General features: G+C 63.6%; 15 protein-coding genes. 11 read left to right on the plus strand and 4 right to left on the minus strand.

Annotated elements, in window-relative coordinates; translation table 11 throughout:
- The 4 genes from Q0X61_RS03025 to Q0X61_RS03040 all read left to right on the plus strand — a co-directional run.
- The coding region (locus Q0X61_RS03025) for a radical SAM protein (protein ID WP_297740215.1) at nt 1–813 on the plus strand (813 nt) is incomplete at its 5' end.
- Nucleotides 810–1,520, plus strand: coding sequence for a CDP-diacylglycerol--glycerol-3-phosphate 3-phosphatidyltransferase (gene pgsA / locus Q0X61_RS03030; RefSeq protein ID WP_297740216.1), 711 nt, complete (start codon nt 810–812; stop codon nt 1,518–1,520). The genes Q0X61_RS03025 and pgsA, both read left to right, overlap by 4 nt.
- Nucleotides 1,520–1,996, plus strand: coding sequence for a CinA family protein (locus tag Q0X61_RS03035; RefSeq protein WP_297740218.1), 477 nt, complete (start codon nt 1,520–1,522; stop codon nt 1,994–1,996). The genes pgsA and Q0X61_RS03035 overlap by 1 nt, the downstream gene beginning before the upstream one ends.
- A gap of 65 nt (nt 1,997–2,061) precedes the next feature.
- Nucleotides 2,062–2,334 (plus strand): helix-turn-helix domain-containing protein, encoded by a 273-nt coding sequence (locus Q0X61_RS03040; protein ID WP_297740220.1) that lies wholly within the window; start codon nt 2,062–2,064, stop codon nt 2,332–2,334.
- A 20-nt stretch (nt 2,335–2,354) separates the two neighbouring features.
- Here the strand turns inward: Q0X61_RS03040 and Q0X61_RS03045 are convergent, their stop codons facing one another.
- On the minus strand, nt 2,355–3,146 hold the full coding sequence (locus Q0X61_RS03045) for a DeoR/GlpR family DNA-binding transcription regulator (protein ID WP_297740222.1): 792 nt from the start codon (nt 3,144–3,146) through the stop codon (nt 2,355–2,357).
- A 22-nt stretch (nt 3,147–3,168) separates the two neighbouring features.
- Here Q0X61_RS03045 and Q0X61_RS03050 point away from each other — a divergent pair, with 22 nt between their 5' ends.
- The 4 genes from Q0X61_RS03050 (at nt 3,169) to rny (ending at nt 6,423) form a co-directional block, all read left to right on the plus strand.
- Nucleotides 3,169–3,363: a DUF3046 domain-containing protein gene (locus Q0X61_RS03050; RefSeq protein WP_297740224.1), complete on the plus strand. Its 195-nt coding sequence runs from the start codon at nt 3,169–3,171 to the stop codon at nt 3,361–3,363.
- 164 nt (nt 3,364–3,527) lie between these two features.
- The gene (recA, locus tag Q0X61_RS03055; RefSeq protein WP_297740226.1) at nt 3,528–4,577 is read left to right on the plus strand and encodes a recombinase RecA; all 1,050 of its coding nucleotides are present in this window, start codon (nt 3,528–3,530) and stop codon (nt 4,575–4,577) included.
- Nucleotides 4,561–5,046, plus strand: a complete 486-nt coding sequence (locus Q0X61_RS03060) for a regulatory protein RecX (RefSeq protein WP_297740228.1) — start codon at nt 4,561–4,563, stop codon at nt 5,044–5,046. The genes recA and Q0X61_RS03060 overlap by 17 nt, the downstream gene beginning before the upstream one ends.
- Nucleotides 5,047–5,061: 15 nt before the next feature.
- Nucleotides 5,062–6,423, plus strand: coding sequence for a ribonuclease Y (gene rny, locus Q0X61_RS03065; protein ID WP_297740230.1), 1,362 nt, complete (start codon nt 5,062–5,064; stop codon nt 6,421–6,423).
- Between the two features lie 8 nt (nt 6,424–6,431).
- Here rny and Q0X61_RS03070 read toward each other — a convergent pair whose 3' ends face one another.
- Both Q0X61_RS03070 and Q0X61_RS03075 read right to left on the minus strand, forming a co-directional pair.
- Nucleotides 6,432–7,313, minus strand: coding sequence for an aldose epimerase (locus Q0X61_RS03070; protein ID WP_297740232.1), 882 nt, complete (start codon nt 7,311–7,313; stop codon nt 6,432–6,434).
- Nucleotides 7,314–7,361: 48 nt separating this feature from the next.
- A complete protein-coding gene (locus tag Q0X61_RS03075; protein WP_297740234.1) occupies nt 7,362–8,879 on the minus strand; it encodes a sialidase family protein in 1,518 nt (505 codons plus the stop codon).
- Nucleotides 8,880–8,984: 105 nt separating this feature from the next.
- Between Q0X61_RS03075 and miaB the strand changes: the two genes are divergently transcribed.
- Nucleotides 8,985–10,451 carry a tRNA (N6-isopentenyl adenosine(37)-C2)-methylthiotransferase MiaB gene (miaB, locus tag Q0X61_RS03080; RefSeq protein WP_297740236.1) on the plus strand — a complete coding sequence of 489 codons (1,467 nt, stop codon included), beginning with the start codon at nt 8,985–8,987 and terminating at the stop codon, nt 10,449–10,451.
- Nucleotides 10,452–10,534: 83 nt separating this feature from the next.
- On the opposite strand, the gene Q0X61_RS03085 is transcribed toward miaB, so the two are convergent.
- Entirely contained in the window at nt 10,535–10,726 is a 192-nt protein-coding gene (locus Q0X61_RS03085) for an antitoxin (RefSeq protein ID WP_297740239.1), read from the minus strand.
- 96 nt (nt 10,727–10,822) lie between these two features.
- Here Q0X61_RS03085 and miaA point away from each other — a divergent pair, with 96 nt between their 5' ends.
- Complete coding sequence (gene miaA, locus Q0X61_RS03090) at nt 10,823–11,752, plus strand: tRNA (adenosine(37)-N6)-dimethylallyltransferase MiaA (RefSeq protein ID WP_297740241.1); 930 nt, start codon at nt 10,823–10,825, stop codon at nt 11,750–11,752.
- Nucleotides 11,753–11,763: 11 nt separating this feature from the next.
- Nucleotides 11,764–12,576 carry a diaminopimelate epimerase gene (gene dapF / locus Q0X61_RS03095; protein WP_297740243.1) on the plus strand — a complete coding sequence of 271 codons (813 nt, stop codon included), beginning with the start codon at nt 11,764–11,766 and terminating at the stop codon, nt 12,574–12,576.
- Nucleotides 12,577–12,583: the final 7 nt, after the last annotated feature.

Below are 12,583 nucleotides of genomic sequence, written 5' to 3' on the forward strand. Positions count from 1 at the left end.
CGCGGCTCGTACTTGTCGCGCCCCAGCGAGGAGATCGTCGTCGAGGCTCGGTGGCTCGTCGAGCAAGGCGTCAAAGAAGTGTTTTTGGTGAGTGAAAACACCTCCAGCTATGGCAAAGACCTCGGTGCAGACGAACGCCTCGAAAGTCTCGTGGCTGAGCTTGCGATGGTGGACGGGCTCGAGTGGATACGCGTCAGCTATCTACAGCCGGCCGAGATTCGCCCGTCGATGCTGCATGCCCTGCTGCACACCGACAAGGTGGTGCCCTACTTCGACTTGAGCTTTCAACACGCGGCGCCGGGGTTGCTGCGCAGGATGCGACGCTTCGGCGACCCAGACAGCTTCCTGGCGCTCATCGAGCAGATTCGTCACTATGCGCCCCGCGCGGGCATCCGCTCCAACTGCATCGCCGGATTCCCCGGGGAAACCGACGCCGACGTGGAGTTGCTCAAACAATTCATCATCGACGCGGAACTCGACGTCATGGGCGTCTTCGGGTACTCCGACGAGGAAGGCACCGAGGGGGCGACTCTCGACGAGCATCTCGACGAACAAACCATCGAGCAGCGACGCGCAATGCTCGCCGACGTGGCTCTCGAGGTCTCCGAACATCGAGCAGCGAAGCGCATCGGGGAGCCCCTGCGCGTTCTGGTGGAATCGAACGAGGACGGGAAGGCGGTCGGGCGCGCCGAACACCAAGGCCCCGAAACCGATGGCGTCGTCATCCTCGACGTGGAGTACCCTATGGGCACCTTCGTCGACGCGATAGCTGTCGACGCAGAAGGCATCGATCTCATCGCGGAGGCATCATGACAGGGAAGAAGGCAGTGAGGGCGGAGACACCCGTGAGCAACTGGAACGTCCCCAACGTGCTCACCGTCATCCGCATCATCCTCGTGCCGGTGATGGTGGTCTTGCTGTTCCTCAACCCCGCGAGCAGTGCCATGCGCATCGCCGCGACGGCCGTGTTTGCCGTCGCGATGATCACCGACTTCCTCGACGGGACGATCGCGCGGAAGTACAACCTCATCACCGACTTCGGGAAACTGTGGGACCCGATTGCGGACAAGGCGCTCACCGGCGCGGCCTTCATCTCGCTGAGTATTCTGACGCACGCCGACGGGCAACCGGAACTACCCTGGTTTTTCACCATCATCATCCTTGTCCGTGAGTGGGGTATCACGCTGTTGCGCAGTCGGTTGAAGAAGCGCGGCATCATCATGGCAGCGAGCAAGGGCGGCAAGACAAAGACTGTCACGCAGACCGCCGCGCTGTTGTTGTTTTTGCTCAACCTGCACCACTTGCCTGGTTGGTTGCAGGTGGTGGGCTGGCTGCTCATGTGGGCGGCGCTCATCCTCACCGTGATTACCGGCTTTGACTATCTTCGCGCGGCCTGGACGGCCACGCGTGAGGAGCAACCCGCCGAGGATGAAGACGTCCCCGAGGAGCAATTCCGTGAGCACCAACACTTCGAGCAGGAGGCTCCCGTGGCCCCGCGCCGGGCAGTCCCGGAGGAGTGATGGCAGACCCGGCCGAAACGCTGATCGCGCGCCTGAGGAAGCGCGGTTGGACGCTCGCAACCTGCGAGTCACTCACGGGCGGAATGCTGGGAGCCACGCTTACCGCAGTACCCGGTGCATCGACGGTGTACCGGGGTGGGCTCATCACCTACGTGAGTGACCTCAAAGCGACGCTCGCCCAGGTGGATTCCACCTGGATTGCGCGGCACGGTGTCGTTAACGAGCGCACGGCAGCGCAGATGGCCGAAGGAGCTCGTCGGAGTTGTGGGGCCCACTGGGGGATCGCCACGACGGGAGTTGCCGGGCCAACGACGCAAGATGGCGAGCCCGTGGGCACAGTGTGGATCGGCCTGGCTGGGCCGGGTGAGGAACCGTGTGCGCAGCGCTACCTGTTCGAAGGCGATCGAGCCGCTATTCGCCTGGCCACCGTCGACGCAGCACTGGCGCTAGTACTCGAAGTTAGCGGGAGGGAATAATCCGCTCGATGCAACCGTTATAGCCCCAGACGCAGGCGACGGCCCTGCGAGTTTGGTAGGTCACTATGAAGGGCATTGTCTTGCGAGAGATCATCGGTCAGACGTTGCGTGAGCTTCGCGGTGATGCAGGAATGACGCTCCGGCAGGTAGCCACCTCATCGGTGGTGTCACTGGGGTATCTTTCAGAGATCGAGCGGGGTCATAAGGAAGCCTCCAGCGAGGTGCTGTCCTCCATCTGCAAGGCCATGGACGTCCCGCTGAGTGAGCTCCTGAGCCTGGTGACATTGAAAGCCCACGCAGCCGAGATGGCTGAGGAGGGCATCGCTATCGCGGCATAATGCCCGCGCCAGCACATACCTCAGTGGGTATCGACGACGATTACTTTCACGCCTAGTTCCCGGATCCGACGCAGCACCTTCTGCGACGCTCCGTCGTCGGTGATGAGCACATCCACATTGCGCATCCCCAGAATCGTTGCTTTCGTGACGTGTCCGATTTTGCTCGAATCGAGTGTTGCCACCACCCGGGCTGCGCGCTGCACCATCGCACGATTCGTGCGGGCTTCGACATCGTCGTGCGTGGTGAGGCCATGCTCGACGGTGCAGCCGTCGGCCCCGACGATGGCGGTGTCGATGTGCATGAGATTCATCGTGGACTCAGTGAGCGGGCCGCCCAACTCGAGCGAGTTGGGACGCAGCACACCACCGGCGATGAGCACTTTCTCCATGTTGAGCTCGGCGGCTTGAAGCCCGATGCTGATTGAATTGGTGATGACGGTGAGATCCCTGCGTTCACTCAGCTCCCGAAGTACGGTCGCCGTGGTGCTGCCGCCGGTAAATGCGACAGCGTGCCGCCCAAATGGGATTTCGAGGGCCGCACGGCGTCCGATGGCGCGTTTCACCGTCACCTGCCGCGTATCGCGGAGGTGGAAAGGCAGCTCCCCATCGGCTGATGCCGCCGCACGTACGCTCCCATGGGTGCGCTCCACGAGTCCTTGGGAAGCGAGCTCCACGACATCGCGGCGGATCGTGGCGGGGGAGGCCCCGAGGTGTTCGGCGAGCTCGACGAGCGACATCGCACCGCGGTCGTGCACCATGTCGAGCAGTGCGACGAGGCGGTCGGAGCGTTTCTTCGACGAGCCACCATGCATGCAGTGAAATATACTTGGCCGGGTGCGTGAGGTTGAGTTATGGGCAAGGCTGAATGAGGTGCTGGGGCGCGACTACGCTCCAGTGTGGGCGGAGAACACCGTGCTGGCGCAGCTCGGCTCCCGCACGGTCGTGCAGGCCATCACCGATGGCTTCGACAGCAAACGCATCTGGCTCGCCGTGTGGGAACAGCTCGAACTTCCCCAACAGCTACGGTGAAGCGCGAGAATGGGCGTGTCACGCAGGCAATCGTACAGATGTTCGGTACGCTAGTTGCAGATAGTTATCCACAGGTCAACGCGTCGTTGCAAATTTGTCAGTGCTCGCTGACAAAGTACTGGACGTAACGCTTCACCGTCTTTGATTTGAGAAGAGGAACATCCATGGCAGCAGTCGCAGATCGCGAGAAGGCGCTCCAAAACGCACTCGCCCAGATCGAGAAAGCCCACGGTAAAGGCTCCGTCATGCGCCTTGGCGCAGAGACGCGCCTTCCCATCGACGTGATCCCCACGGGGTCCGTCGCACTCGACGTCGCACTCGGTATCGGGGGGCTCCCGCGCGGGCGCATCGTCGAGATCTATGGTCCAGAGTCGAGCGGCAAAACCACGGTGGCTCTGCACGCCATCGCGAATGCCCAGAGGGAGGGCGGCATCTGCGCCTTCATCGACGCCGAACATGCGCTGGACCCCGACTATGCGCAGAAGCTGGGGGTGAACACCGACGAGCTGCTGGTGTCGCAGCCAGACAACGGCGAGCAGGCGCTCGAGATTGCAGACACGCTCGTGCGATCCGGTGCGTTGGCGCTCATCGTCGTCGACTCGGTGGCGGCACTCACTCCGCGCGCGGAGATCGAGGGCGAAATGGGTGATTCGCACGTCGGTCTCCAGGCGCGGCTCATGAGCCAGGCGCTGCGCAAGATGACGGGTGCGCTGAAGAATGCCCACACCACGGCCATTTTCATCAACCAGTTGCGCGAGAAGATTGGCGTCATGTTCGGCAACCCCGAAACCACCACGGGTGGTCGGGCGCTGAAGTTCTACTCGTCGGTGCGTCTCGATGTGCGTCGCATCGAGACGTTGAAGGACGGCACTGAGATGGTGGGCAACCGCACCCGCGTCAAGGTAGTCAAGAACAAGGTGGCTCCGCCGTTTAAACAGGCCGAGTTCGACATCATGTACGGCCAAGGCATCTCCCGTGAGGGCTCCCTGCTGGATATGGGCGTGGATGCCGGCATTGTGCGCAAGGCAGGTGCTTGGTTCACCTACGAATCCGATCAGCTTGGCCAGGGCAAGGAGAATGCCCGCAACTTCCTGAAGCAACACCCCGACGTGGCCGAGGAGCTGGAGCGTCGCATTCGCCTTCATCTCGGCGTCGACGGTTCCGAGGAAGTGCCGGAGGGCGTCGACCCGGAAACAGGTGAAGTCGATTTCTGACATCGAATTCGCCCGCAAGATCGCACTCGATCTGCTGAGCGTTCGGCCTCGCTCCGAGGTCGAACTGCGCACCGCGCTGGCAAAGCGCAACGTGCCAAGCGAAATCATCGACGAGCTGTGCGGACGCTTCACCGAGGTGGGCTTGCTCGACGATGCGCAGTTCGCGTCGATGCTGGTGGCAAGCCGCTCATCGTTCTCCCACCACGGTAAGCGCCGCATCCGTCAAGAGCTCCGGAACAAGGGCGTGCCCGAGGAGCAGGCTCAGGCCGCTCTGGACGAGATCGACGACGACGCAGAACTCGATGCCGCTCGCGCGGTTGCGCAGCGTAAGTTGCGTAGCGTGTCGGGGCTCGAGCCCCGCGTGGCTAAGCGGCGACTGGCTGGAGCTCTAGCTCGTCGTGGATTCGCGCCGGGCACCGTGATGCAGGTGACGAACGAGACGCTGGTAGATTTGCACGACGACGAATGATGAGGAGGCCCGCGCATGGAATGGCTGCCGTGGATCGTCGCAATCGTGGCGCTCCTCGCCGTGGTCCTCGTCCTACTTCGGCAGATTCGATCGCTCCAGCTCTCGTCCGAACCCGAACCTGATCGCCGAGGGGAGGAACTCACCGAAGCACGTCTCCAGCTCGAAGCTGAGCGAAAGCAGTGGATCGATGAATGCTCGGCGGCGCGTCAAGTACTCGACGACGAGCGCGCTCAGCTTCGAGCAGAGCGGGAGCGTATCGCAGGCCTCACGCGGCGCGAAGCCAAGCAAGAGGTGATCGACGAAGTGCTGCAGCGCTCGAAGCTCTCCGCGCTGCGCGAGGCGCACGTGATCGAGCAACAAGCTAGGCGAGAGTCCGAGCAGAAGGCGCGCATGGTCGTCGTCGGTGCCATTCAGCGCGTTGCCGCTGAACAGACCGCAGAGACGGTGGTCACATCGATCAGGCTCCCTTCCGAAGAGATGAAAGGGCGCATCATTGGCAAGGAAGGCCGCAACATTCGTGCGTTCGAGCAAGCCACTGGTGCGAACCTACTCATCGACGAGGGGCGGTCGGTCACCATTAGCTGCTTCGACCCCGTCCGGCGCGAAACCGCACGCCTGGCACTTGCGTCGCTGATCGAGGACGGCACCATCCACCCGGTGCGTGTAGAGCACGAAGTGACAAAAGCGAAGCGCAGTATGGACCAGCGCATGCGCGACGTTGCAGAGCGAGCGCTAGCCGACGTGGGCATCGTCGACCTTGCCCCCGAGTTGCTGCCGTATCTCGGCACGCTCGCATTCCGCACGAGTTACGGACAAAACGTGCTCGATCACATGGTGGAGTGCGCCCACCTTGCCGGCACGATGGCTGCGGAGTTGGGGCTTGACATCGGGCGCTGCAAGCGAGCCGCATTCCTGCACGACATCGGCAAGGCCCTCACACATGAGCGGGAAGGCTCACACGCCCTCATCGGCGCTGAGTTGCTAAAAGCACACGGGGAGAGCGACGAGGTGGTGCACGCCGTCGAAGCGCACCACGGGGAAGTGGAGGCGTGCACAGTTGAGGCACTGCTCACACAAGCTGCCGACGCCATCTCCGGCTCGCGACCTGGCGCCCGACGCGAGTCGCTCGAAGCCTACCTCGAACGCATGCACGCGCTCGAACGCATCGCCACCGCGAAGTCAGGTGTCGCCAAGGCGTTCGCGATGCAGTCTGGCCACGAGGTGCGAGTGCTCGTTCACCCTGAAGAAGTCGACGACGCGGCGGCGCAGGTGCTTGCGCATGACATCGCCCAAGAGATCGAGGACGCGCTCACCTATCCGGGCCTCATCCACGTCACTGTCGTGCGTGAATCCCGAGCGACCGCGACGGCGCGCTGACGCAGGGGCTATCCCTGCACTCGAATGCCCCACGTTCCGGTGGCTTCTTCGCCCGGCTCGAGGCGGAGTGCGTCGTCGTGGGTGATGCCCTCGTTGAAGGCGTCGGGGCCGCACGTCATGGGCTCGATGGCGATGGCGGGCAGGTCGGGGTGGGTGAATACCTGAATCCACGGGTGATGCTCGTCGCCCCACAGCGTCACGGTGCGCCCGCAGCCTTCCACGGTCACTTCCCACCCGATGGGTGCCGAGGTGAAGGCGGTGTCGAACGTTGCATCGCCCAATGGGCGAGCAGTGCGGAAGTCGTGCTCGGAGGAGAGCTCGCCGAGTTCCGTGGGCAGCAGGCGCTCGTCGACGTAGAGCTCCTGCTCGAATGGTGAGGTGAGCGCCACCTCGGCCAGATCGTCGAAGCGGAAATAGATGTGTGAGCCGTAGCCGAATGGGAATGCTACGAAACCGACGTTCCTCGCCCGCCAAGTCACTTGGAGGCCGGCGTCGACCACCTCGAAGTGGCTCTCCACCTGGCAGATGCCCGGCCAACCAACCTGTGGGTAGATGACGGCGCTCAGGGTGAGGCGCTCGTCGGTGCGTTCGACCAGGCGCCATTCGAGCGCGTGGGCCAGCCCGTGCAGAGCGCAGGCGCGCGCTGGCTCGTTGATCGGCAGTTGGAAGGCCTCGCCGTCGAAGGTGTAGCGTCCATCACGGATGCGATTGGGCCAGGGCGCCAACGACGTCCCGAACCAAGGTTTGAATGGTTCATCTTCGGGGAGTGACTGAAGCACTTCCGTGCCTTGCCAGGTGAGGCTTTGAAGGGTGGCTCCGACTTCACCGATGACGGCGGCGAATTCTCCCTTAGTGATGCGGTACTGCGTTCCTGTCGGCGAGATGCTCATGTGCCGAAGCCTATCGGTCGGTGCACATCGTCGAGGAAAGGATGCTTGTTAACGTACGGCAATCTGGCTGATGGCCAGCAGCGGCGACTCCTCGCCGCTCCACCGTGGGCGCTGAGCGGGGTTGAGGCGCGACGTGACTCGCACCGCTTGCACTTCGCCACCGTCGTGGGCCAGCCAGTCGACGTCGCCCAGTCGCCAGCCATGTTCGAGCGTGCCCAATGGGTGCCAACGGCCGTCTGCACGCTCTACCTCGACCTCGGCGTTCTGCCATTCGCCGGGACGCAGGGCGACGCCCACCTCGCGCACCGCGATTGGGGAAGCGAACCGCAGCGTTGCTTGGAGCTCCGGCTGCCCTTCGGCGCCCAGCAGTGCGGTGGCGAGCCCGAGCTTGCCGTCGAGGAGACGTTCGGGCACGGGAGGTCCTTCAGTTGGTTCGGGGGCATTCGTCTCGAGCGTCGCTCGGCCATCGCGCACCATCGCGAGCAGGTCGATAGCTCCTTCCAGTTGTGCCTCGTCGCGCGCGGCAGCTTCGATGGTTGCGATCGGCACGCGGATCCCGACGAGTTGGCGCGAGGCGTAGTCGTTGACGACCACGAGGGGGGTGCCGTCGTCCAGGAGTGTGAGCGCGGGGTTGCCTTGGTCGTTGTTGATCGCGTCCCATACGGGAATGGGTGCCACGTCGGTCCATGGTGCGAACGGGTCGGCCACGATGCCCACGCAGGTGACGCGGCGCTCACCATAGCGCCGCGAGACATCGCCCCAGGCCACCAGCAGGCGCCCGTCGGGTAGAGGCTGGGTAGCGGCCGACGACTGGATGATGCTGGTGGGTTCAGGGCCGTCCCACGTGGCGCCATCGTCGAGTGACCGGAATAGTAGAGACGGCACCCCAGTGATCATCGGGCGCAGCCACGCGATGAGCACACCGTCGATGAGCGTGAGCGTGACCTCGGTTGTGGCCACACCCAACGTGTCGAACACGTATTGCTCGGCTGCGGGGAAAGTCTCCCCGCCGTCGAGCGACCGGGAGATGCCGGACCACATGGGGCCGTACACGGGAGCGACGAGCGTGCCATTCGCGGTCTCCATCACTTGTCCGTGCGAGGCCATCCATCCCGAGCGCGAGTTCTCCAGACGCGTCGGCATGCTCCAGTAGTACCCGCCGTCATCGCTCGACATGACTCGCACACCCATGGCTTCGACGTCTCCTAGCTGTGGCTCTGTGCGCGTGAAGAAGATGAGGTGCACATTCCCGCTAGGGCCGACGCTCACCATCGGATCGCGGTCATCGTGATCGGAATCCCAGACGGTAACGGGCTCGCTCCACGTGGTGCCGTCGTCGGTGGAGCGCACAAGCTGAATGATGCCTGATGGGTCGACGTGCTCTTTGCCTTGTCGAGCGACGACGAGCAAGGTGCCGTCGGGAAGGCGGCAGGCGCCGGGGAAGTGAAACCGACGACGCTCTGGCGCCTCAGCGATGACGAGGTCTGCCCCCAAGGGGTTGCGCTGGGCGGTGACGTTCGTCGAGCTTGCGAATGAGGGGAATTGGCGAAGCTGTGGTGGGGTCAAGGTGTTCGTCCTTCCCTGGTGGCGTGCGTTCCAGAGTAGCTGGCTCAGGCGGCACTTCGTCACGGTTGGGTGTGGCCGCGCTCAGCCGGGTACCCTGGTGCGGTTATGACTGAGCGCAGCTACCACGTAATCACCTACGGGTGCCAGATGAACGTGCACGACTCCGAACGCATCAGCGGCCTCCTCGAGGAAGCTGGAATGGTGCGTGCCGAGGGCGGGGGCCCGTCGGCCGGCGCGGACGTGGTCGTGTTTAACACCTGTGCGGTGCGCGAGAACGCCGACAATCGGCTCTACGGCAACCTCGGGCACATGGCGCGGGTCAAGGAGCAGCACCCCGGCATGCAGATCGCGGTGGGTGGATGCATGGCGCAAAAAGACCGCGACACCATCGTGCAGCGTGCCCCGTGGGTGGACGTCGTGTTCGGCACGCACAATGTCGGTTCGCTGCCGACGCTATTGGAGCGCGCCCTGGTGGAACGGCAGGCGCAGGTAGAGATCAAGGAAGCCCTGGAGACGTTCCCGTCGAATCTGCCCAGCCGGCGAGAATCGCCGTACTCAGGGTGGGTTTCTATCTCGGTGGGTTGCAACAACACCTGCACCTTCTGCATCGTTCCGCAGCTGCGCGGTAAGGAGACTGACCGCCGACCCGGCGACATCCTCGCGGAGATCCGCATGCTCGTCGACGAGGGTGTCCAGGAGATCACCTTGCTCGGCCAAAATGTGAACGCCTACGGCGTTGAGTTCGGCGACCGGCAGGCCTTTGCCAAATTGCTGCGCGCATGCGGGGAGATCGACGGGTTGGAGCGCGTGCGGTTCACGTCGCCGCACCCTAAGGATTTCACCGACGACGTGATCGCGGCCATGGCCGAAACGCCCAACGTGATGCCGAATCTGCACATGCCTTTGCAATCTGGTTCCGACGCCATATTGAAATCTATGCGACGCTCGTATCGCTCGAAGCGATTCCTCGACATCCTCGCCAACGTGCGCGATGCGATCCCACATGCGGCGATCACCACCGACATCATCGTGGGTTTCCCGGGGGAGACTGACGAGGATTTTGAGGACACGCTGCGCGTGGTGGAACAGTCTCGGTTCTCAGCGGCGTTCACCTTTCAGTACTCGATCCGTCCGGGCACGCCGGCGGGCGAGATGGAAAACCAGGTACCCAAGCCCGTCGTGCAGGAACGCTACGAGCGCCTCGTGCAGCTCGTTGACCAGATCGCGTGGGAGGAAAACCGCAAGCTGGAGGGCACCGACGTCGAGGTCATGTTCGCCGTGGGCGAGGGGCGCAAAGACGGCGAGACGCAACGCATGAGCGGGCGTGCGAGAGACAACCGCCTGGTACACGTCGCGGTAGGTGACGACCCGGCCGAGAGGCCGCGTCCCGGCGACATCGCGACCGCGCATATCACGTATGCCGCACCGCACCATCTGAACTCCGACGAGCCCATCCGCAATCTTCGCCGCACTCGAGGTGGCGACGCATGGCAGCTGCGTGAAGAAGGCCCCGCGCGCGTCGTCGGGGTGGGCTTGGGCATGCCGACACTACGGCCGAAGGCCGGAGCCTAACCTGCCCGCACGCGTCGCGTGCAGTTAAGAGGCCCCAGCCCTCGGGATCCGTGGTTGGGATGCGGGCCTTGGCCCGCATCGGCTCACTGGTTGTTGTTCTTGCCGGTGAGCTTGTCGAGCTGGTCGTTGGCGAAGTCCTGCGCCTTATCGACCTTGTCGGCGTACTTGCCGTCGGTCTTCTCGTCGACGAAGTCGCCAGCCTTTTCGACGCCCTCGCGAAGTTTGTCCGGATCCTGGCCAGCAACCTTGTTCTTAATGTCGTCGAACATTCCCATGTCGCTTCCTTTCACAATTCGTGGAAATGGTATCCAGATCAGTGCTGGAAGCGAATCCATACCAACCTGGCACGTACATGGTGACACACTTAACTTATGACTCAACCCGTGATCGTTTTGCTTGGCCCGACGGCCAGCGGCAAATCCGCGCTCGCCGTTGACGTCGCGGTGCAATTGCGGGCAGACGGGATTCTTGCGGAGATCGTGAACGCGGATTCCATGCTCGTTTACCGAGGGATGAATATCGGCACCGCCAAGCCAACGCTCGAGGAGCGTCAGGGAATCACACACCACCTGATCGACATCATGGAGGTCCAGGAGCAGGCGTCGGTGGCCGAGTTCCAGGAGCAGGCTCGAGCAGCGATCACCGACATTCGGCGCCGAGGCGGCGTGCCGATTGTCGTGGGTGGGTCACCGCTGTACACCCGCGCCATCACCGACGCATTCCACTTTCCGGGCTCCGACGAGCAGATACGGGCGAAGTGGGAAACGGAGCTTGCCCGCGTCGGGGCTCCTGCCCTGCACGAGCGGTTGCGCGAGGTGGCGCCGTCGTCGGCGGAGAACATTGAGCCGGGTAATGGGCGACGTATCGTGCGTGCCCTCGAGATTCACGAGATCACGGGCGGACATAGGCCGACGCTGCCGCAATGGACGTACGAGCTGGAAGGGGTTCGGCAGTATGGGCTCGACCTGCCGCGTGACGTGCTCGACGCCCGCATCGATGCTCGCGTCGACAGCATGTGGCAGGCAGGGCTTGTTGACGAGGTGCGTAACTTACTGGACATGGGCCTTCGAGAGGGACGCACCTCGCTGCGCGCTATCGGTTACCGACAGGTGGTACAGATGCTCGACGGAGAACTCACCGAGGACGAGGCGAAGGATGCGGTGAAGCGAGCCACGAGGAAGTTCTTCCGCAAGCAGCTGGGCTGGTACCGCAGGGATCCTCGCATACGCTGGTTGGTGGCAGGCGACGACAGCAACGTTTCGACGATTACGGCGGACATCGCTCAAGCGCTGCAGGCATGAAGGAGCCAAGAATGGGTATTCACTTCCGCAAAGGACACGGCACGTACAACGACTTCGTGCTACTCAAAGACCCGGGCGGCATGCGCGAGATGACACCCGAGCTCGTTCGCGCTCTGGCGGATCGACGGGGAGGGATCGGCGGCGACGGTGTGATCCGTGGGGTGCGGGCGGGGCTCGTCGACGGTTGGGATGGCGACCCGGATTTGTGGTTCATGGACTATTGGAATGCTGACGGCACCGTCGCGGAGATGTGCGGCAACGGGCTTCGCGTGTTTGCCGAGTTCCTGCGTAGCGAGCAGATGGTCAACGAGCGAGAATTCGACGTGGCCACCCGCGCCGGCGTGAAGCACGTGCAGTTCGTGCCTGGCGGCGTCGCGGTACATGTCGGGCGTGCGGTGGTAGGCGATGACACCGCGCGGGTCACCGTCGGTGGCGTGAATTTCGACGCTACACCTGTCAACGTTGGCAATCCCCACGCCGTGGCGTTCATCCGAGACGAGGACCTCGCCTCCCTTGAACTGCACCAACCGCCCGTGGTGGAGCCCGTGAGCCTGTTTCCCGATGGGGTCAACGTCGAGTTTGTGCGTGTCGATGGCCCAGGCGAGCTCGTCATGCGTGTGCATGAGCGCGGCGTCGGCGAAACCAAGAGCTGCGGCACGGGTGTCGTCGCGGCAGCGGGCGCATACTGTTCGCGCTTCGGTGTCGACGGGCCAGTGCGCGTGACCGTGCCCGGCGGGCAGCTGCTCGTCGAGTTCAACGCCGACGAGGCCGTGCTCACCGGCCCCGCGGTGATGGTTGCGAGTGGTGATTTCCACGAACACTGACGGGGGT

It is taken from the genome of uncultured Tessaracoccus sp. (genome assembly GCF_947255005.1).
Lineage (GTDB): Bacteria > Actinomycetota > Actinomycetes > Propionibacteriales > Propionibacteriaceae > Arachnia.

Excerpts from the sequence above, each read along its gene's own strand:
- pgsA (WP_297740216.1), top strand. The coding sequence starts at position 810 with ATGACAGGGAAGAAGGCAGTGAGGGCGGAGACACCCGTGAGCAACTGG.
- Q0X61_RS03035 (WP_297740218.1), top strand. The coding sequence starts at position 1,520 with ATGGCAGACCCGGCCGAAACGCTGATCGCGCGCCTGAGGAAGCGCGGT.
- Q0X61_RS03040 (WP_297740220.1), top strand. The coding sequence starts at position 2,062 with ATGAAGGGCATTGTCTTGCGAGAGATCATCGGTCAGACGTTGCGTGAG.
- Q0X61_RS03045 (WP_297740222.1), bottom strand. The coding sequence starts at position 3,146 with ATGCATGGTGGCTCGTCGAAGAAACGCTCCGACCGCCTCGTCGCACTG.
- recA (WP_297740226.1), top strand. The coding sequence starts at position 3,528 with ATGGCAGCAGTCGCAGATCGCGAGAAGGCGCTCCAAAACGCACTCGCC.
- rny (WP_297740230.1), top strand. The coding sequence starts at position 5,062 with ATGGAATGGCTGCCGTGGATCGTCGCAATCGTGGCGCTCCTCGCCGTG.
- Q0X61_RS03070 (WP_297740232.1), bottom strand. The coding sequence starts at position 7,313 with ATGAGCATCTCGCCGACAGGAACGCAGTACCGCATCACTAAGGGAGAA.
- miaB (WP_297740236.1), top strand. The coding sequence starts at position 8,985 with ATGACTGAGCGCAGCTACCACGTAATCACCTACGGGTGCCAGATGAAC.
- Q0X61_RS03085 (WP_297740239.1), bottom strand. The coding sequence starts at position 10,726 with ATGGGAATGTTCGACGACATTAAGAACAAGGTTGCTGGCCAGGATCCG.
- miaA (WP_297740241.1), top strand. The coding sequence starts at position 10,823 with ATGACTCAACCCGTGATCGTTTTGCTTGGCCCGACGGCCAGCGGCAAA.
- dapF (WP_297740243.1), top strand. The coding sequence starts at position 11,764 with ATGGGTATTCACTTCCGCAAAGGACACGGCACGTACAACGACTTCGTG.